This is a genomic window from Tenacibaculum halocynthiae, assembly GCF_964512825.1.
Lineage (GTDB): Bacteria > Bacteroidota > Bacteroidia > Flavobacteriales > Flavobacteriaceae > Polaribacter > Polaribacter halocynthiae.
Map to the genome: position 1 here is coordinate 13,763 of NZ_CAZELG010000011.1, position 20,082 is coordinate 33,844.

General features: G+C 30.4%; 12 protein-coding genes. 4 read left to right on the forward strand and 8 right to left on the reverse strand.

Annotated elements, in window-relative coordinates; translation table 11 throughout:
• The first annotated feature begins 9 nt into the window (after positions 1 to 9).
• Together ACKTTQ_RS02670 and ACKTTQ_RS02675 are read left to right on the forward strand one after the other, a co-directional pair.
• Positions 10 to 2,004 (forward strand): urocanate hydratase, encoded by a 1,995-nt coding sequence (locus tag ACKTTQ_RS02670; RefSeq protein WP_408048389.1) that lies wholly within the window; start codon positions 10 to 12, stop codon positions 2,002 to 2,004.
• 82 nt (positions 2,005 to 2,086) lie between these two features.
• Entirely contained in the window at positions 2,087 to 2,617 is a 531-nt protein-coding gene (locus ACKTTQ_RS02675; protein ID WP_408048322.1) for a DUF4136 domain-containing protein, read from the forward strand.
• Between the two features lie 62 nt (positions 2,618 to 2,679).
• Here the strand turns inward: ACKTTQ_RS02675 and ACKTTQ_RS02680 are convergent, their stop codons facing one another.
• Entirely contained in the window at positions 2,680 to 3,771 is a 1,092-nt protein-coding gene (locus ACKTTQ_RS02680) for a hypothetical protein (RefSeq protein WP_408048323.1), read from the reverse strand.
• A gap of 168 nt (positions 3,772 to 3,939) precedes the next feature.
• Between ACKTTQ_RS02680 and ACKTTQ_RS02685 the strand changes: the two genes are divergently transcribed.
• Positions 3,940 to 4,827: an ABC transporter ATP-binding protein gene (locus ACKTTQ_RS02685; RefSeq protein WP_408048324.1), complete on the forward strand. Its 888-nt coding sequence runs from the start codon at positions 3,940 to 3,942 to the stop codon at positions 4,825 to 4,827.
• 30 nt (positions 4,828 to 4,857) lie between these two features.
• Positions 4,858 to 8,511 (forward strand): ABC transporter permease/M1 family aminopeptidase, encoded by a 3,654-nt coding sequence (locus ACKTTQ_RS02690; RefSeq protein WP_408048325.1) that lies wholly within the window; start codon positions 4,858 to 4,860, stop codon positions 8,509 to 8,511.
• A gap of 67 nt (positions 8,512 to 8,578) precedes the next feature.
• On the opposite strand, the gene ACKTTQ_RS02695 is transcribed toward ACKTTQ_RS02690, so the two are convergent.
• The 7 genes from ACKTTQ_RS02695 to trkA all read right to left on the reverse strand — a co-directional run bounded on the left by ACKTTQ_RS02695 (position 8,579) and on the right by trkA (position 20,057).
• A complete protein-coding gene (locus ACKTTQ_RS02695) occupies positions 8,579 to 8,797 on the reverse strand; it encodes a hypothetical protein (protein WP_093870603.1) in 219 nt (72 codons plus the stop codon).
• 181 nt (positions 8,798 to 8,978) lie between these two features.
• Positions 8,979 to 11,960 (reverse strand): lamin tail domain-containing protein, encoded by a 2,982-nt coding sequence (locus ACKTTQ_RS02700; protein ID WP_408048326.1) that lies wholly within the window; start codon positions 11,958 to 11,960, stop codon positions 8,979 to 8,981.
• A 181-nt stretch (positions 11,961 to 12,141) separates the two neighbouring features.
• Positions 12,142 to 12,306, reverse strand: a complete 165-nt coding sequence (locus ACKTTQ_RS02705) for a hypothetical protein (protein ID WP_176974390.1) — start codon at positions 12,304 to 12,306, stop codon at positions 12,142 to 12,144.
• A gap of 15 nt (positions 12,307 to 12,321) precedes the next feature.
• Positions 12,322 to 16,071, reverse strand: a complete 3,750-nt coding sequence (locus tag ACKTTQ_RS02710; RefSeq protein ID WP_408048327.1) for an Ig-like domain-containing protein — start codon at positions 16,069 to 16,071, stop codon at positions 12,322 to 12,324.
• 93 nt (positions 16,072 to 16,164) lie between these two features.
• Complete coding sequence (locus ACKTTQ_RS02715; RefSeq protein ID WP_408048328.1) at positions 16,165 to 16,725, reverse strand: phage tail protein; 561 nt, start codon at positions 16,723 to 16,725, stop codon at positions 16,165 to 16,167.
• A gap of 486 nt (positions 16,726 to 17,211) precedes the next feature.
• A complete protein-coding gene (locus ACKTTQ_RS02720) occupies positions 17,212 to 18,711 on the reverse strand; it encodes a TrkH family potassium uptake protein (RefSeq protein ID WP_408048329.1) in 1,500 nt (499 codons plus the stop codon).
• Entirely contained in the window at positions 18,711 to 20,057 is a 1,347-nt protein-coding gene (trkA, locus tag ACKTTQ_RS02725; protein ID WP_093870608.1) for a Trk system potassium transporter TrkA, read from the reverse strand. The genes ACKTTQ_RS02720 and trkA overlap by 1 nt, the downstream gene beginning before the upstream one ends.
• Positions 20,058 to 20,082: the final 25 nt, after the last annotated feature.

Here is a 20,082-nt window from a genome sequence, read left to right on the forward strand (position 1 = left end):
GACATTATGATGACATTTAAAGAACAAATAAAACAAGGAATTCCTAGTGAATTACCAGAAATGCCAATTTATGATTCGTCAATAAATAGAGCACCAAAGCGTAAAGATATTTTAACTGCTGAAGAAAAAAAATTAGCGCTAAAAAATGCATTACGTTATTTTGATAAAAAACATCATGAAGTATTATTACCAGAATTTAAGGAAGAGTTAGAGAAATATGGTCGTATTTATATGTATCGTTTTCGTCCAACATACAAAATGCATGCTCGTGATATTAAAGAGTATCCAGGGAAATCTACTCAGGCAAAGTCAATCATGTTAATGATTCAGAATAATTTGGATTATGCAGTAGCTCAACATCCACATGAATTAATTACTTATGGTGGTAATGGTGCAGTATTTTCTAATTGGGCGCAATACCTATTAACAATGAAATATTTATCGGAAATGACCGATAAACAAACGTTAACTATGTATTCTGGTCACCCTATGGGATTATTTCCCTCTCATAAAGATGCACCTAGAGTAGTTGTTACCAATGGTATGATGATATCGAATTATTCACAACCAGATGATTGGGAAAAGTTTAATGCGTTAGGAGTTACACAATATGGACAAATGACTGCTGGAAGTTATATGTATATTGGTCCTCAAGGTATTGTTCATGGAACAACTATTACTGTATTAAATGGTTTTCGTAAAATAAAAAAAGAACCTAAAGGGAATTTATTTGTAACTGCTGGGTTAGGTGGTATGAGTGGAGCGCAACCTAAAGCAGGAAATATAGCTGGTTGTATTACAGTTTGTGCTGAGGTAAATCCTAAAATTACTCAAGTACGTTTAGATCAAGGGTGGATTGATGAAAAAATTACTGATTTAGATCAATTGGTTTCAAGAGTTTGTTTAGCTAAAGAAAATAAAGAAGTTATTTCAATAGCATATTTAGGTAATATTGTTGAAGTATGGGAAAAATTTGACGAAGAAAATATCCATATTGATTTAGGTTCTGATCAAACATCATTGCATAATCCTTGGGCTGGAGGATATTATCCAGTAGATATTTCATTTGAAGATGCAAATGAAATGATGGCAAATAAACCTGAAGAGTTTAAAGATAAAGTTCAGTCAACTTTACGTCGTCATGCAGCTGCTATAAATAAGCATACAGAAAAAGGTACTTACTTTTTTGACTATGGAAATGCTTTTTTATTGGAAGCAAGTAGAGCAGGAGCTGATGTTATGAGTTCTAATCCAACAATTGGTCGTGAGTTTAAGTATCCTAGTTATGTACAAGACATTATGGGGCCTATGTGTTTTGATTATGGATTTGGTCCATTCCGTTGGGTATGTACATCAGGAAAGCCAGAAGATTTAGCAAAAACAGACGCTATTGCTTGTAAAGTTTTAGAAAAGATAAAGAAAAAGTCGCCTATTGAAATTCAGCAACAAATGGCTGATAATATTCAGTGGATTAAAGGAGCGCAAGAAAATAAATTAGTAGTAGGTTCGCAAGCACGTATTTTATATGCTGATGCAGAAGGAAGAATGAAAATAGCAGAAGCCTTTAATAAAGCTATTAAAAAAGGAAAAATAGGGCCAGTTGTATTGGGGCGTGATCATCATGATGTATCAGGTACTGATTCTCCGTACCGAGAAACTTCAAATATTTATGATGGGTCTCGTTTTACATCTGATATGGCAATACAGAATGTAATTGGAGATAGTTTTAGAGGAGCTACTTGGGTATCAATCCACAATGGAGGTGGTGTTGGCTGGGGTGAAGTAATAAATGGAGGTTTTGGCATGCTTCTTGATGGTTCTAAGGAAGCATCACGTCGTTTACAATCTATGCTTTTTTGGGATGTAAATAATGGAATAGCAAGAAGGAGTTGGGCAAGAAATGATGAAGCTATTTTTGCAATTAAAAGAGCTATGGAAGTTGAGAAAAAATTACAAGTAACGCTTCCAAATATAGTAGATGACGCACTGTTTGAAAATGTATAACAGTTTCAAGAATTAGAGTTTCAAGTTAGGCAATTTTAACTAATGAATGCTATAATGCTTGAAACTCTAAATTCTATAAAAAATGAAACTATCTAAATTATTATTCTTACCTATCATAGCTTTACTAGCTGTTTCTTGTGTCTCAGTAAGAGTTACTACAGATTACGATACCAAAGTAGATTTTTCTAAATACAAAACATTTGCTTTTTATAAAAAAGGTATTGATAAAGCACCAATTTCTGATCTTGATAAAAAACGTATAATGCGTGCTATTGAAGCTGAATTAATAGCGAAAGGAATGAAGAAATCATCTTCACCAGATGTTCTAGTTAGTTTATTTACAAAATCAAGAGAACGAATTAATGTAAATGATAATCGTTTTGGAGGATTTTGGTATCCATGGTATTATGGACCAAGTCCAATGAGGGTATCACAACACACTGAAGGAACTTTATTTATAGATTTATTAGACGCGGGTAAGAAAGAGTTGGTTTGGCAGGGTATTGGTACTGGAGCTTTAAGTGTAAGTAACGTAGAGCGAAAAGAAGCTCGAATTAAAGAATTTGTAAAAGAAATAATGGCTAAATATCCACAAGGAAGCCAAAATAAATAATTTTTTTTAGGGGATGAAAGAGGAGTTTTGAAATGTTTCAAACTCCTCTTTTTAATTTTAAATTAATAGTTAACCTCTAATGAGTACATACTTAATACTTGTAAGTAGTCCATTGTTTTTTTACACTTTATAGAATTTGGTTCAAAAATCATTGCGTAATAATTAATTCCTCCAGTATAAGGGTCACAGCAAGGAATACATCTCCAAATAGTGTTACAGGTATCATTTGCTAATTTTTGCATTTGTTGGGTATATGTATTCATTTTATCACTTCCACATATAAATGAATAATAACCATTACATCCATTTGGTAAATCGATGTAAGTTTGTTGCATCATATTATTTTGTGCAAAAGCAAAGGTTTCATTACCATCATTAACAATCAATTCATTGTAATGTTTTTCGTCATTGATTTCAAATGAAGCAATAGACGTTTTATCATCTTTAATAGTTATAATGTTTCCTTGTTTTTTTCTTGTAGCAATAGCTATTATTGCAATAACAACATCTGACTTAGAAGCGTAATAACTTTCATAAGGCTCTTTTGATTTTTCAGTAAGCTTATTAAAGTTATCAATACCTATTAGTTTAATAGCTTCTTCTTTGTTAACCTTCTCTAATTTATTATTGTTTACATCGTAGCTTTTTGCTAATACAGGAAATCCGTTTTCTTTCCATGCATCATAATTTTTTAATGCTGAAACTGGTATTCCAAAATGAAGTTTTGGTAATTGCTTTAAAATAGTAGTATAATTAATGTTTTCTTCTGGATAAAGTGTATTGTAGGTACTCATAAATACATTTTTAAAAGAAGTTTTAGGTAAAACATCATCTTTTATCGTTTCTGCTCTGAAGATGATATTATCTTCAATTACCCAAGAAGTTTTCATCATTATATTATCTTCAAAAACATAATCGCTTTTAAGCATTACATGATCTTCAGTAACAAAAGTCTGTATTTGTTTCCAGACCTCTTTATTTTGAACAATTTTATTAAAAGTAGCAGAAACTTTTCTTATAAGAGGAATGTTTTCTGATCGTTGTTGAACTGTTAAAGTTTCTTTTTTGTCATTCTCCAATACATCAGAATCTGTTGTTTGGCATCCCATTATTAACATACAGTAAATAATAGGTAATAGAAATAATTTTTTCATAATAGTATATTTTATTTGCTACGAATATTCCATTTTTAAATAAAATCTAAAGGATATTGTTTCCGTATGAATAAAAATTTTTTCCGAAAAGAGCTTTTTTTTTGTAACAAAATAGCTTTTAAAGCTTCTAACATAGAAACTAAATAAAACCAACTAAATCAGATAATTATGAGATTAGTTATAAAAAACTTAACTAAAACCTATAAAAACGGGGTAAAAGCTATTGATAATTTAAATTTAGAGATAGGAACAGGGATGTTTGGTCTTTTAGGGCCTAATGGAGCTGGAAAATCATCATTAATGAGAACAATAGCAACATTGCAAAGTCCAGATTCTGGAAGTATTTCTTTTGATGGAATTAATGTGTTAGAAAATCAAATGAAATTTAGAAAAATGTTAGGGTACTTACCACAGTCTTTTGGAGTATATCCTAAAATGTCAGCTGAAGATTTGTTAGATTATTTTGCAACGTTAAAAGGAATTAGTTCAAAATCTGATAGACAAAAAATTGTTAAAGAGGTTTTAGAAATAACTAATTTATATGAGGTAAGGAAAAAATACGTAGCAGGATATTCAGGAGGAATGAAGCAACGATTTGGAATTGCTCAATTATTATTAAACAATCCTAAGTTAATTATTGTTGATGAGCCTACAGCAGGTTTAGATCCAGCAGAACGTCATCGTTTTTTGAATGTTTTACGTGAAGTAGGAACCAATTCAACCGTAATTTTTTCTACACATATCGTTGAAGATGTAAAAGAGTTGTGTAATGAAATGGCTATTTTAAATGGTGGGCGAATTTTAAAACATACTACTCCAATACAATCAACAAAAGAAATAGAAGGGAAAATATGGACTAAGATTATTGATAGAGATGATTTAGAAAAGCATAATATTACTTTTAATGTTCTTTCATCAAATTACAATCAAGATAATACGTTGAATATACGTGTGTTTGCCGATGATAAACCATCGGAGGATTTTGTTTCAGTATCACCTCAATTAGATGATGTGTATTTTATTGCATTAAAGCAAGACGAACCAGTTACTGCCTAAGTGCTATTTAATTAATTAAAAATAAAATATATGTTTTCTACAATATTTAAACACGAAATAAATTACTGGTTTAAAAAACCGGCATTCTATATTTATCTTGCAATATTTTTTATTATTGCTACACTTTTTGCAGGAGGGACAGCTGGTTTTTTTGACTCGATGTCAGGTTCAGTAGGAGGTAGTAAAATTGTAAATTCACCAATTGGTGTTTACGGTATGTTTGCTGGTACAGCTCAGTTAATCTTCTTCTTATTTCCATCCATCATTGGAGTTACAATTTTTAGGGATTATAAAAGTGAAATGCATTCAATTTTATATTCGTATCCATTTACAAAGGCAAGCTATTTGTTTGCTAAGTTTTTAAGTGGTTTGTTAATTGTTTCTTTAATTGTTTTAGTTATTGGATTAGGGGTTGTTATAGGGTTTCGATTACCAGGAACAAATCCTGAAATAGTAAATGCATTTAATTTTGGAGCCTATTTACATTCGTATTTAGTATATGTCATTCCAAATTCCTTATTATTTGGAGCTATTGTTTTTGCAGTTGTAACTTTTACTAGAAATATAGCAGCTGGTTTTATTACTATTATAGTGTTAATGTTTGTTCAAGGGTTAATGCAGAGTCTTTTGTCTGAAGAAGGAAACAGGCTTTTAGCAGGTTTAATTGATCCTTATGGAGATGCTGCTTTGAATTATTATACACGTTATTGGACCTTAGCAGAACAAAACGAAGCGACTTTACCATTTAAAGGAATTGTTATTTATAATAGATTGATTTGGTTAGGTGTTGCTGCATTAATATTTGCTACGGTTTATAAGAAATTTTCATTTAGTCAAAATGCTGTAACGTTGTCTCTCTTCAGAAAAGAAAAAGGAGATAGGGTAACAAAGAAGAATTTTGGAAGTGTAACAAGAGTTCAATTGCCAGAAGTGAATTATAATTTTTCATTTACCCAAAACTTAAAAAACACTTGGAAGTTATCTAATATAGATTTTAAATATATAGTTAAGGCATTACCTTTTATAGCAATTGTTTTAGTAGGTTTAATTTTAACCATAATAACCTTATCTGAAACAGGGTTAATATTTGGAACTAAAACATTGCCTGTAACTTGGAAAATGTTACAAAGTGGTATAGGTGCATTTACACTGTCAATAAACATTATAACATTTTTATATGCAGGAATGTTGGTGCATAGAGGTAAAATGGCAAAAACAAATCATTTAATTGATGTAACACCAACTCCTAACTGGGTTTTGTGGTTGTCTAAATTAATAGCATTGTTAAAGGTTCAGTTAGTTTTGTTAGCAGTTGTTATGTTTGCTGGAATTATTTACCAAACATATAAAGGGTTTTATAATTATGAGCTTACTCACTATATATATGAGTTGTTTGTTTTACAGTTTATACATTTTGCAGTTTGGGCATTGTTAGCATTGTTTATTCAAACTTTGGTAGGAAATCCATATGTTGGGTTATTTATTTTAATTGTAATTAATTTTGGACTTCCTTTTTTAACCTTTGCAGGTATAGAACAATCAATTTTCAAATACAATCAAGGACCTAGTTTTAGATATTCAGATATGAATGGTTATGGTTCTTCATTAAGAAGATATATAACATATAAAGGATATTGGACATTAGGAGGACTTGTATTATTAGTATTAACTAGCTTGTTTTGGGTTCGTGGATTACCACATTCTTTTAAAGAAAGATTAACAATTTTTAAAAGCCGTTTAACAGTTAAAACTATAACTGTATTGGGAGTGTTTTTAATAGCATTTTTTACCTTAGGGGGAAGAATTTATTATGAAAACAATATAAAAAATGAAAGAACTTCTAGAAAAGAGCGTGAACAACTACGAGTAAAGTGGGAAAAAGATTATAAAAAATATCAAGGAAAAGCACAACCAAGAATTGTAGCTGTAAATATTGATATGAATATTTTCCCAAAAACATATGATTTTAAATCATCTGGAACTTATAAAATGATTAATAAAACAAACGAGGTAATAGATAGCTTGTTTTTAAATCATAATAATTATCCAAGTACATTTGAATTTAATAAATCAACAACTTTGGTGTTAGAGGATACTATTCAAAATTTTGATATTTATAAATTAAAGACACCATTACAACCAGGAGACAGTTTAGAACTTAATTTTACAGTTAAGAATAAACCAAATAATTTTTTTAGAAAGAATTCACCAGTTCGAAGAAATGGTACTTTTATGAATAGTGGAATTTATCCTTCATTTGGATACTCTGACGGAGGAGAATTAACGGATAATAAAACTAGAAAAAAATATGGATTGGCTAAAAATGATTTAAAGCCACATCCATCTGATAGTACTGCTTTAGGGAATACCTATATTTCTGGAGATAGTGATTGGATTGATTTTGAAGCTACTGTTAGTACAGATGAAGATCAAATAGCTATTGCTCCTGGGTATTTACAAAAAGAATGGGTAAAAGATGGACGTAAATATTTTCATTATAAAATGGATAGTAAAATATTGAATTTCTATGCTTTTAACTCTGCAAAATATGAAATTAAGAAAGATAGATGGAATGATGTTAATCTTGAAATATATTATCAAAAAGGACATGAGTATAATTTAGATAGAATGATGAAAGGAATTAAAGCATCTTTAGATTATAATTCAAAAAACTTTAGTACTTATCAACATAAGCAAGTCCGTATTATTGAGTTTCCAAAAACAGGAGGAACTTTTGCGCAGTCTTTTCCAAATACAATACCTTTTTCAGAATCTATTGGTTTTATTGCTGATGTAGATAAAAAAGATGAAGGTGTAGATTACCCATTTGCTGTAACAGTGCATGAATTAGCACACCAATGGTGGGCACATCAAGTTATTGGTGCTGATGTTTTAGGAGCAACCATGTTATCAGAAAGTTTATCTGAGTATGTTGCATTAAAAGTTTTAGAACATAAAGCTGGGAAAACTGAAATGCGTAAGTTTTTAAAGAAATCATTAGACGGGTATTTAACGCAAAGAACTATGGAGCGAAAGCGTGAAAAACCATTAATGTATAATGATGGGCAAGGATATATTCGTTATCAAAAAGGATCGTTAATATTTTATGCGTTGAGTGATTATATTGGTGAAGAGAAACTGAATGGAGCGTTAAAAGAGTATGTAGAGAAAGTAAAGTTTCAAGATGCTCCATATACTACTTCTATAGAAATGGTTGATTATATACAAAAAGTTGTACCTGATAGCTTACAGTACACTATTAAAGATATGTTTGAAACTGTTACATTATATAGAAATAGAGTAGTGGATGTTTCTTCTAAAAAACTAGAGAATGGTAAGTATCAAGTTGATATTGAATTTAATGTTAGTAAATATAGAAATAATGACAAAGGGAAGCGTTATTATGGAGAACAAGTAGGTGATACTATTTCATATAAAACAGAAAAAATGAAAAAGCCTATTTTATCTGTTCCTTTAAAAGATTATATTGATATAGGTGTTTTCGGAGAAGAAACAGTTGACGGAAACAAAAAAGAAATAGAACTTTATTTAAAGAAACATAAGATTACGCAGGTTAATAATAAAATTTCTATTATAGTTGATAAAAAACCTGTTGAAGTAGGTGTTGATCCATACAATAAATTAATTGATACAAAATCTGACGATAACCGAAGGAAGTTGTAAGTTTTAATTGATTTAGTAAAAAGTTTTAGCAAGTGATGATTTTAAATTGTCACTTGTTTTTTTATTATCAATTTGCTACCCATTCTTTTAAATCGTTAATGTCGTTGAAAATTAGATTAACGGATAAATCAACAGAGTCAATTTCTATTTTTGAGTACTTATCTGGCATTAATGCTGTAAACGCGCCTTTTGTTGGATGATTGAAATTATAATGTATTCCGCTTAAAAGGGTATCGTAAGCTACATATTCAAAAGATAATTTTTTAAGAGTAAAATCAGTAATCATAATATTATTTTTTAAGTTTCTTATTGTAAAATTAAAAAAGGAAGATGGTTGTTATGTAGGAGATTAGATGGATTCCCTTAAAGTATAGATGAATGAAAATTAAAATAGATTAAATGTTGATTTTTAATTGTTTAGTGGTGTTTAAAAAAGGTTATAAAATACTTTACAACCTTTTTTATTGTTAGTTTACATGAATCTTTTTGTTGATAGACCCGTTTTTAGAGGTTATTTTTATAAGGTAGATTCCAGAAGTTATTTTTGGTATACCAATAATTATTTTACCATTAGATCTGAATTTTTTTTCAATTATTTTTTTGCCAAGTATAGTATATAGACTTAAAGAAGCTTTATCAGACTGTAGTCCAGTTATTGTTATTTCGTTTTTAGAAGATTGGTAAGTACTTACATTTTCTAATATTTGGTTATTATTACTAGAACTTAATTTCTGAGAAGTAGTATGAATGTAAAATTGTCCAATACCATCTACATTATTTTTAAGGGTACTAGTATAATTTTCTTTAGATAAGTTAGTAAAAGTATTATGAATTCTATCTTCTAAATATACTTGAATATTAGAAGGTAAGTTAATAGACTTGGCAGAAAATTCTATTGTTTTTCCTGCATCAAATTTTAAACCAATAGGAACAATTATCGTTTCTAAATTATTAATAGGTAAGGATTGAATAGCAAAATTTTTGCCTTTATTATTGCTAACTAATTGAGAATAGATTGCAAAACTTGAAGAAGTACCATTAAACATTGTACCGTCATAACCATTATCAAAACCAGTAGTTGCTTCATTTAAATAGAATAATTTGGTTGACTTAGTATTTTTGTTTTCTGTTACTGTTACATTAATTTCTGTTTTTGTATTTCGTTGGAAGGTATCAGATTGATGACTTTGATTAGTTTTACTAAAGGTAATATTGGTATTACGATTAGCACTAACAAAAAAACCTTGAGTAGGTGATATTTGAAAGCTACCATCTATACCGCCCATTTTTAAATCATAACTATTAGTTGCTTGATTCCATAGCCAAATTGTTTCCTCAGATAAAGCAGTTGAATTATCAGTAAAGAAAGTACTAAGATTAATATAAGATGTAAATGGATTTCCTATTAAATTAAAATTATTGGTAGCTTGGGTAATAGGATAAGTAATGGTACCTGTATTTATTTCACCAGTAAATTTTAAATCGCTAGGAACATTTAATTTAACAGAATACCCTTTTCCAGAAGTAATTACTCCAGTTGAGTTGTTTGATAGATAGTTCCAGGCTGATCCATCATTTTTATATGGAGCAATGCCGATATTTTTATTTGGACCAGTAGCAAAATCATTATAAGCAATTAAGTTTTCAATAGTTTCTGATTTTAATGGAGAAGCGACTAAATACCAATTATTAGTAGCTAAACTTCTTCTATAAGTTATGTCTCCATTTAAGTGTGCATTCGCAATTAATGAAGCCCCAGAAGCTAAGGTTACTTTTTTTACAGATGTAGAAGAGTTAACTGTAGGCTGATTTGTAGTTTTTAAAATTAAAACTTCATCAGAAGTTGATGGAATTTTATCTGTACTCCAGTTTGAAGAAGTATTCCAGTTTGAATCAACAGCACCTTTCCACGTTATTGTAGAAAAAGGTAAATCTGTGGTGTTATATTTACCGGGTGTAGCCTTTTGCGGATTGGAGGTAATTAATGAATGTTTTACAAAGTTGCCAGTTAAATCATCATTTCTGCCAATGGATTGATCTGCATTTGCTTCACTTCCGTAGGTATATGTTGTAATTATTACACCGTTGTTGTTTTTTAAAGTTACTGTATCTCCAGTATTATTTAAACTAATACGTCCTGTTGAAGCAGCTAATGATATTCCAGAAATATTAGTAGGAGCACCTCCACCAAAAATAACTACAGATCCACCAGCTGGTATTGTTATATTTCCAAAAGTATGTCTAATAGAACTATTATCAGAAATGGTGTAGTCTGTAAGAATGTGAGGGGTAATGTCAGTGTTAACTAATTCAATAAACTCGTCTTGTGAAGTACTAATTGTACCATCTCCATTTGCATCAATTCCAGTTGGATCAGCTAAAATTTCATTAATAATAATTTTAGGTAGATCGTCATCTATTATAGCTAACGTATGAGTGTTAATATTTATATCGGCAACACCACTAGTAATAGTTAATTTTAAAATGATTGTTTCATTGTCCATATCAAGGTCATTATTAATATCTAAAGAGATGTTTTTAGTTCCGTTAGAAGTAAAAATTAATGAAGATGTATTTAATGAATAGTCTGTTACTTCTGCCGTGCTATTACCGTCAATTGTAATATTAATTGTAGCGTTGGATGTATAATTGGAAAACGAGAGAGGTATTTGTTTATTGAAAGTGGTGTTTGTTTCATTAATAGAACTAGTACTGGTTTTAAAACTTACAGTAGGATTAGTTGATGGAGTTTTACCTTCAACTACTATGTCATCGATCCATAATAAACCAGCTCTAGACTTAGTGTATTGAAAATAAATCCCAAAATAGTTTTGTATAATATAATCATTGTTAGTAACACTTCCTTTAAAATCTAAAGAATCAAATCCTCCGTTTTCGTCAATAAATAATTTCCATAAACCATTTGTGCTTCGTGTAACTTTAATACCTTTAATTTTATTAGCATCCCAATCAATAGTAGTAGTAATTATAGATGTATCTGCTGTTCCGTTTGTTACTTTCCATAAGGTTAAAATGTCTGAAGTACCTGTTAAGTTAACCCCAATAGCATAACCATCAACGGTACTAGATTTTAAATTAGATTCATTTGCTGTTAAATAAATCCAAAACTTATTGGAGCCAGAAGGATCCCAATTCCCGTTTTTTAAGTTGAATTGCCAAGTTGTTTCTTGTGTAGTTAGATCTAAACCGGAAATACTTTTACTGATATAACTTTTTCCAGCTGTATTTGATAGATTATGTTTTAATGAATGAGAACCATTAATTGGAGAGGTTGTAGAACTTGTCCAGTGACCATTTGTTCCTTGAGTCCAACCTGTAATGGCACCATTGTCAAAATTATCATTAATTTGTTGACTATAGGTTGAAGTGATTAAAAAATAGGGCAATAGAAGAGCTATCGCATAAGCGAGACAATTTTTTCTTTTCATGATTTTTCTTTTTCAGATTCTAAACTTAGAAAAAAAATAATTAGTAGAAAAATATTATTTGATAATTTTTTTATTTAATTTATTGATTCATAGGTGGTAATGGGGTTTTTTGATTTGAGATAAGAGATATAAAAAAACCTCAAGAAATTTCTTGAGGCTTTTTTATGTATGCTGGTTTAAATTAAAACCCTGGTGCTTCAGGACTTTGTGCCTGCGCTTTTTTAGGGTTTAATAATATATAGGTTCCTAAGGCTGTTAGGGCTGTATATTTACCATAATTTCCTATTTTTTTAAGAGCTTCTTTACGAGTTATATCGGTGTCGTTATTTTTAACTTGTTTTTTCATGGTCATACTTTTTAATTATTGAACTATAATTTTCTTACTTAACTTTCCTAATTCAGTTGATAACTCTACTACATATACTCCTGATGCAATTTCAGGAAGGGAAATAGTTGAAACACCATTAGTTCTGAATTTTTTAGTAGTAATTTTTTTACCAAGTATAGAGTAAACAGTTAAAGAAGCTTTTTCTGATTGTAATCCAGCTACTGTTAATTCATTTTTAGAAGACTTGTATATACTTACGTTTTCTAATAATTGATTAGTATCACTAGTACCTAACTTTTGAGAAGTTGTGTGAATATAAAATTGACCTATACCATCAGCATCACTTTTAAGGCTAATAGTGTAGTTTTCTTTAGATAAATTAGTAAAAACATTGTTTGTTCTATCTTCTAAATACATGTCAATACCGCTAGGTAAATTAGTACCTTTAGCAGAGATTTCTATCGATTTTCCAGCTTTAGCTTTTAAACCAATAGGAACAACTATGTTTTCATAATCTTTATTTGGTAAAGCTTGAATAGCAAAATCAATACCTTTACTATCACTAACTAAATGAGTAAATGTTTTAAAGGTAGCGTTTGTACCTGTAAAAGTACCAACATCTGATCCTGGATCTAAACCTTTAGTTTTGTTTTCTATATATCTAATTTTTGTTGAAGATGTGTTTTTATCTTCAGTTACATTTAAAATTATCTCAGGATAAATTACAGAGTTACCTTTTAAAAATACATTACCAGTTTGATGTGTTTCCATAGCTTCCGTAAAGCTTACAGAAGTTCCACCTGCATCAGGAGCATGAACAAAAAATGCTTGTCCTGGTGCAATATAAAAAGCAGCATCATCAACAGTTTTTTCTACATAAGCTGAACCGTTCCATAAGTATAAACCAGCTCTTGAAGGATCAAGGTTACCAGCATCAATGTTTACTTTCAAAAAGTTATTAGTAGCATCAGCTGCATTACTAGCATGTAATGATGCAGTAAATGGGTTACCTACTAAATTCCATCTGTTTCCAGCTGGATTATCACCACCATCCGTAATTAGGAAAGTTTTGTCAGTAGTATTTAGAGTACCTGAAAAATTTATGGTACCACCTGTACTTTTTTGTATTGAATACCCCTTACCAACAGTAAATGTTCCTGCACTTGCAATATCATTTGATCCAGCTGCTGTAGTGTAGTGATTCCAACGAGAAGCGCTTACAACATTATTTACATAAGGAGCAATAGCATATTTGTTACCACTAGTACTTACATTTCCTGAAAAATCATTAATGTTTTTACCAGAAATTGGAGAAGCAACTAAATGCCAATTGGTAGATAAATATCGGTGATAATCAACATTACTAATTCCCGTATGGTTTCCTTTAACAATTAAAGAACCATTATTAGAAGCGTTAGATAATATGTTTAATGTACCATTTTGGTTAAGGTTTCCCTCAACTGTAATAGATTGACCGCTTAATATATTAAAAGATCCACCGATACTTATACTTAAATCGTTTATGGTAACATTACTAACATCTAAATTAATAGTATTGGTACCTACATTAACATTATCAGTACTAATAGGTAGCCTACCTAATGACCAGTTACTTGGTACAGACCAATTTCCGCTAGCAACAGCATATGCATTTGTTTGATTTGATTCTGATGTAAAGTTCAAAGAAGTAGCATCAGAAATACCAGCATAATTATTATTAGCTGCATCTTTAAAAGCTGTATTAGCTATTTGAATATAATACCCAGTATTTAAATCAAAATCAGAACTAGGATTAATTGTGGCAGTATTCGTACTTACAGTAACAGAAGCAGTTGTAACGTCTATCGTTTCAATAGTACTATTGTCTAATGATTTTTTGATAAGTATGTTACCAGTACCTTTGCTAATGTTTTCATTAAATGTTAATACTATATTTTGCGAAATAACAACTCCAGTAGCATCATCTGCTGGATTAGAGGATGTTAAATTAGGAGTAACTCCATCAATAACAATTGCTTTATTAGCACCTAATGAGTTAGCAGCACCAGGACTAGGTAATGTTAAAGAAGCATTATTCCCAGAAGCATCTTGAATACTAGTACCGGCAGTTAATGAATTTGTAGCTACATAATCTAAATCAGCAGTTACATCACCAGCTTGAACAGTATATGTAAATTGTAAAGTATTGGTTCCACTACCAGTTCCATTATAGTTTACAGTTCTATCGGTAGTTCCAGTTTCTAAAGTTATTTGAGGTGTTCCAGTAACAGTAACAACTTCTGAGAAAGTAACAGTAACTATAATATTATCTCCAGCTTTATAAGTTCCATTAGCTGTTGAAGAACTTACACTCGTTACAGTAGGAACAACTCCATCAATAACTAATGCTTTATTAGCACCTAAAGAATTTGCAGCTCCAGGGCTAGGTAAAGTTAAGGTAGCATCTTTACTACCAGAATCTTGAATACTAGTACCGGCAGTTAATGAATTTGTAGCAACATAATCTAAATCAGCACTTAAATCCCCAGCTTGAACAGTATACGTAAACTGTATCGTATTTGTTCCACTACCAGTTCCGTTGTAATTTACAGTTCTATCTGTAGTTCCAGTTTCTAAGGTTATTTGAGGAGTACCAGTAACAGTAACTATTTCAGAGAAAGTAACGGTAACTATTACATTATCGCCAACTTTATAGGTGCCATTGGCAGTTGAAGAACTTATACTTGTAACAGTCGGTGCTACTGCATTTGAAATTACTGTAGTTGTATTGTTAGTATCTGTATCTGTATTATCATTTATAACTACAGTAAAAGTAGTTGTTTCAGATGTACTTGTTCTATTATCAGTAGGATTAAAAGATAAAGCTCTAAGTTTTGCTTGCAAGTCAGCAGGTGAAGTACTAGCAATAGCATAAGGACCAGTACCAGTTAATCCAGTTCCAGATAAAACACCTTTAGCATTAGTATCTAAAGTAATAGTAGCTGAAAGATTATCTCCGTCTGCATCTGTAGTTGTTATAGCAGAAAAAGGAGATACTGTAGCATTATCATTTACCGTTTGACCTGCAGACGTACCTGCTATTACTGGAGCTGTGTTTCCTGCTATTCCTTTCAAAATTATATTATCAAAGGCCATTTCTTCATGCGAATCAGGAGAGTTAAAACGTACTCTAATTTCGATTGTATTTCCAGTACCACTAATTGGAAGTGAGGGGAAAGTTGTCATAGTATTATGTACAACGGTATTTTCTCCTCCATCTATACTACCATTTAAGTTGGTATCTCTAATCATACCAGCTCCTGATGGACTATTACCATAAAAGGCTAAAGCCTTTTGATATGAACCTCCATCTATTTTATAATCAACAATTAGGAATTTTGTGTTTTCATAACGTGTAGTTGTAGCATCAGGAAATGCTAAATCTATATCAATTGTTAAACTAGCTTTTCCAGTAATATTAATGGGGTCTAATTCAATGTATGAGTGACCATTGTATCCTAACCCAGCTCCATTAATGTCTTCTAAACCTATAAAATTTCCAGTTGTTCCAGTTAAAGGATCAAATGAAAAATTACCAACAGTACCTCTCTTAATATAATCAGAAGCTGTACCTCCTAAAACTTGAGAGCCATAATCAGTATTAGTATCGCCATTACCAACAGCATATCCAGAAAGATCAGCTGCTTCAAAATTTTCAGTATATATAACAGTTTGTGAAAAAGAAATAGGTATAAAGAAAATAAATAAAAAAGAAAATAAAAGTAAATGAGTAATTTTTTTCATGATTTAAGTTTAGTTTGTTAGCAATAAATATAGTCAATAATAAATTATTCCAGGTATTTTTTTGTTTAATTACCTGGAATAGACTTATTTATTTTAATTTCTCGATGGAAAAACTCCTTGCAATGCAATAATATAATTAGTAGTTAAATATGGTTGCATATTGTTATGTGCTTGACTCCCTCCTTGATTTAAAGTAGTTGTAGTGGTTATAACAGAGTTAGTGTTCATTTGGGTATTTGGAGCTGTACTGCTGAATATCTCAGAACTAGTAGCAGAACCACTAGCGATTGATGCTCCTTCACTTAAAGTATCATCATCTCCTGCGGCACTCTGTCCATAAAATTTTGAAGCCGAAGATGCAAGGTGATTATGAGAAGGCATTTCAAGAGTTGTTAGTGTATGAACTTCTTGACCACTTCTTGATCCTAATCTACGATCAGATAATCCTGGTCCTCGACCTGAACTAATTGCAGCTCTACCACGTAAATCTGGTAAAGCAAATGTTGTTCTTCCGTCACCTCCATAAATTGTTCCTAAAATAGAAAATAAAGCAGAGTTTTGTGCTATGGGTAATAATTGACCTTCACATAAAGCCCAACCTCTTGGAGCAAAATTTCCTCCGAATAATACGATTTGTCCTAAAAATGGATCCATAATAATAAAATTTAGTAGTTAATATTTAATTTAAAATTGTTAATACCATACAGAGACAAATTATAATAGGTTGTCCTGCTAATCATAATCCATACAAAAAGGTATAGATTTTAAGAGTCTTATTTAAAGTGAGTTATTTAGTTTTCTTATCTCAAATGTAGGAATAGACTTTTCTAATTTTTGCAAATAAGACCTAAGTGATATTTATTGAGGCGTAAGTGTATTATTTTTTGGAATATGTGTGATTTCATGTTTTTTGCTTTAAGCAAAGGAAGAAATTTTCAAAGCAAATTTTTATTTTTTGTGAAGTTTGAGCTCTTTTTTGTGAAGTTGTATAACATTAAACTATTTCTGTGTTATTCTAAGGAATTAAGAAAGTGTTTAATTTATAAAAACATCTTGTATTTATTGAGGTTTAAGCTCCATGTTATTGAATAACAATTAATAAAAGAGTTGAATGATATTAATTAAAAAGAGAAAGGCGTATTAGTTTTTTCTCCAGAAAAAAGGAGTTAATAATATTAAAACTGTAAAAAGTTCTAAACGACCAATAAGCATTAAAAATGAACAGAACCATTTTGCACCAACTGATAAATGAGAAAAATTATCAACAGGGCTAACAGAGCCAATAGCAGGCCCTATGTTCCCCAAAGAAGAAGCACAAGCACCTAAGGCAGATTTAATATCTAAGCCTAAAAATGCTAGAATAACTGTTCCTAGAATAAAAATTAGCATGTATAAAACAAAGAAAGATAGAATATTGAATACAATGGTCTGACTAACTGCTTTACCATCATAACGAACAGGTATAATGGCATTTGGGTGTAATGATTTTTTAAATTCTAAAAAGCTACTTTTAAGTAGAATAATATGACGTACTATTTTTACACCACCAGAAGTTGATCCGGCAGACCCTCCTAAGAAAAATAACGAAAAGAATATTGCCGTAATAAAGAAGTTCCACATGGTAAAATCGGCAGTTACAAAACCTGTAGTTGTAATTACTGAAATAACAGAGAAAAATGAATGGCGAAAAGCACTTTCTACTTTTCCAAATACCATTGGGTGTTCAATACTAGTATTTAAATTAGGATCTTGAAAAAAGATGATAGTTACTGCAATAATTGTTGAAATACCTATTACACTAAATAAATAATATTTGAATTCTTCGTTTTGTAAAACTTTTTGAATTTTTCCTTTTAAAGCAAAATAAGTAAGTACAAAGTTAGTACCAGCTATAAACATAAATATAGCTATAATGTATTGTATAATAGGCATGTTATTATAATAAGCTACACTAGAGTTCTTTGTTGAAAAACCTCCAGTACTTACAGTAGCCATGGCATGGTTAATGGCATCAAACCAAGTCATACCAGCAACTTTTAATAATATAAATTCAACAAATGTTAAAAGAACATAAATTAACCACAAGCGTTTGGCTGTATCAGTTATTCTAGGGTGTAATTTATCAGCAGAAGGACCAGGAGCTTCAGCCATAAATAATTGCATTCCTCCTATACCCAATAGCGGAAGAATAGCTATGGTAAGTACTATAATTCCCATACCACCAATCCAATGTGTTGCACTTCGCCAAAAAAGAATTCCTTTTGGCATAGATTCAATGTCTGTTAATATGGAAGATCCAGTTGTTGAATACCCAGAAATAGTTTCAAAAAAAGCATCAGGAATTGACGAAATAGCACCAGATAATAAGTAAGGAAGCATTCCAGTACATGACAATGTTAACCATCCTAAAGTAACAATTAGATATCCTTCTTTTTTTTGAATTTTTTTTGAATTAGGCTTGTTAAAGAAAAAAAGTAAAAGCCCAATAGCAACGGTTATTATTCCTGCATTTAAAATTCCTAAAACAGCATTTTCATTATGGTATAAGCTAAAAGGGATGGCAAGCCACATAAACAAGCCATTTAAAACAGCAGTTATGCCTAAAAAACGATAAATAAGTTTAAAGTTAAGATTTTCCATTAGTTGAATAAATCTTCTACAATTGATATTGCTTCTGGTAAACAAAACACAATAGCTTTGTCACCACTTTTTAGTTGAAAATCACCAAAAGACATTAACGCTTTTCCATCTCTAATTACACCTCCAATAATGGCTTCTCTAGGGAAACGTAGCTCTTTTACTACTTTTCTTGTAACTCTTGCATTTGGTTGAACTTCAAATTCAAAAACTTCCGCATCAATATTATGTAAATTAGCTAATGCTAAAATTTCACCTTTACGGATATGGCGAAAAATATTACTAGCCGCAATTAATTTTTTATTAATTAGTGTGTCAATACCAATAGTTTGAGAAATATTGATATAGTCCATATTTTCAACTAAAGCCACTGTCTTTTTTACTCCTTTTGATTTAGCTACTAAACAAGACATGATATTTGTTTCAGAATCACCAGTAACAGCAACAAAAGCATCCATTTCTCGAATGTTTTCTTCTTCAAGGAGTTCTAAATCTCTTCCATCTCCATTAATAACAAGTGTGTTTCTAAGATTTTCAGCTAATTGTAAAGCTTTTTCTTTTTTACGCTCAATTAATTTTACTTTAAAATTATCAATACATAAATTCCTTGCTGTTTTTTCTCCAATACTACTACCACCAAGAATCATTACATTATTAATATCAACATGTTCTTTTCCTATAATAGGATGTAACTTTTCAATACTATAGCTGGGTACAGAAAAATAAACTTGATCATTCATTTTATATACAGTATCACCACGAGGAATAATAGTTTGTGCTATTCCTTCTCTTTTTATGGCAATAGTAATAAAATCAACTAGGCAATATTTCTCTTTAACTTCTTTAACTGTTAAATCTAAAATAGGAGACTTATAACCTAAAGTTGTTCCCATTATATTGAAAACACCATTTTCAAAAGCTACTGTGTCATTAAAAGAAGATTGATTTAAAAGAAGTTTAATTTCTTTAGCAGCCAACTCCTCAGGAGAAATCATAAAGTCTACACCATAATCTTTAAAGTTGATAACATCATTATTTAAAAATTCTGGGTTGTTTATTCTAGCAATAGTTTTTTTAACGCCTAAGGCTTTACCAATAACAGAGATTGTAAAATTTGTATTTTGACTTTCAGTTACAGCTAATAAAAGATCTGCAGAGTTAATACCAATCTCTTTCAGTAATTTAATAGAAGTAGCATCACCTTTTTTGGTAATAACATCTAAATGATTATTGATGTAATTAAGTTTGTCTCCGTCAAAATCGATTACATAAGTATCTTGAGACTCATAAGAAAGTAATTTAGCCAAATGAAAACCTACGTCTCCAGCCCCGGCTATGATAATCTTCATATTTAAAATTAAAAAAGATAGAGTA

Coding starts and splice junctions, on each gene's coding strand:
- ACKTTQ_RS02710 (WP_408048327.1), bottom strand. CDS start 16,071: ATGAAAAAAATTACTCATTTACTTTTATTTTCTTTTTTATTTATTTTC.
- ACKTTQ_RS02675 (WP_408048322.1), top strand. CDS start 2,087: ATGAAACTATCTAAATTATTATTCTTACCTATCATAGCTTTACTAGCT.
- ACKTTQ_RS02715 (WP_408048328.1), bottom strand. CDS start 16,725: ATGGATCCATTTTTAGGACAAATCGTATTATTCGGAGGAAATTTTGCT.
- trkA (WP_093870608.1), bottom strand. CDS start 20,057: ATGAAGATTATCATAGCCGGGGCTGGAGACGTAGGTTTTCATTTGGCT.
- ACKTTQ_RS02720 (WP_408048329.1), bottom strand. CDS start 18,711: ATGGAAAATCTTAACTTTAAACTTATTTATCGTTTTTTAGGCATAACT.
- ACKTTQ_RS02695 (WP_093870603.1), bottom strand. CDS start 8,797: ATGATTACTGATTTTACTCTTAAAAAATTATCTTTTGAATATGTAGCT.
- ACKTTQ_RS02700 (WP_408048326.1), bottom strand. CDS start 11,960: ATGAAAAGAAAAAATTGTCTCGCTTATGCGATAGCTCTTCTATTGCCC.
- ACKTTQ_RS02690 (WP_408048325.1), top strand. CDS start 4,858: ATGTTTTCTACAATATTTAAACACGAAATAAATTACTGGTTTAAAAAA.
- ACKTTQ_RS02680 (WP_408048323.1), bottom strand. CDS start 3,771: ATGAAAAAATTATTTCTATTACCTATTATTTACTGTATGTTAATAATG.
- ACKTTQ_RS02670 (WP_408048389.1), top strand. CDS start 10: ATGACATTTAAAGAACAAATAAAACAAGGAATTCCTAGTGAATTACCA.
- ACKTTQ_RS02685 (WP_408048324.1), top strand. CDS start 3,940: ATGAGATTAGTTATAAAAAACTTAACTAAAACCTATAAAAACGGGGTA.
- ACKTTQ_RS02705 (WP_176974390.1), bottom strand. CDS start 12,306: ATGAAAAAACAAGTTAAAAATAACGACACCGATATAACTCGTAAAGAA.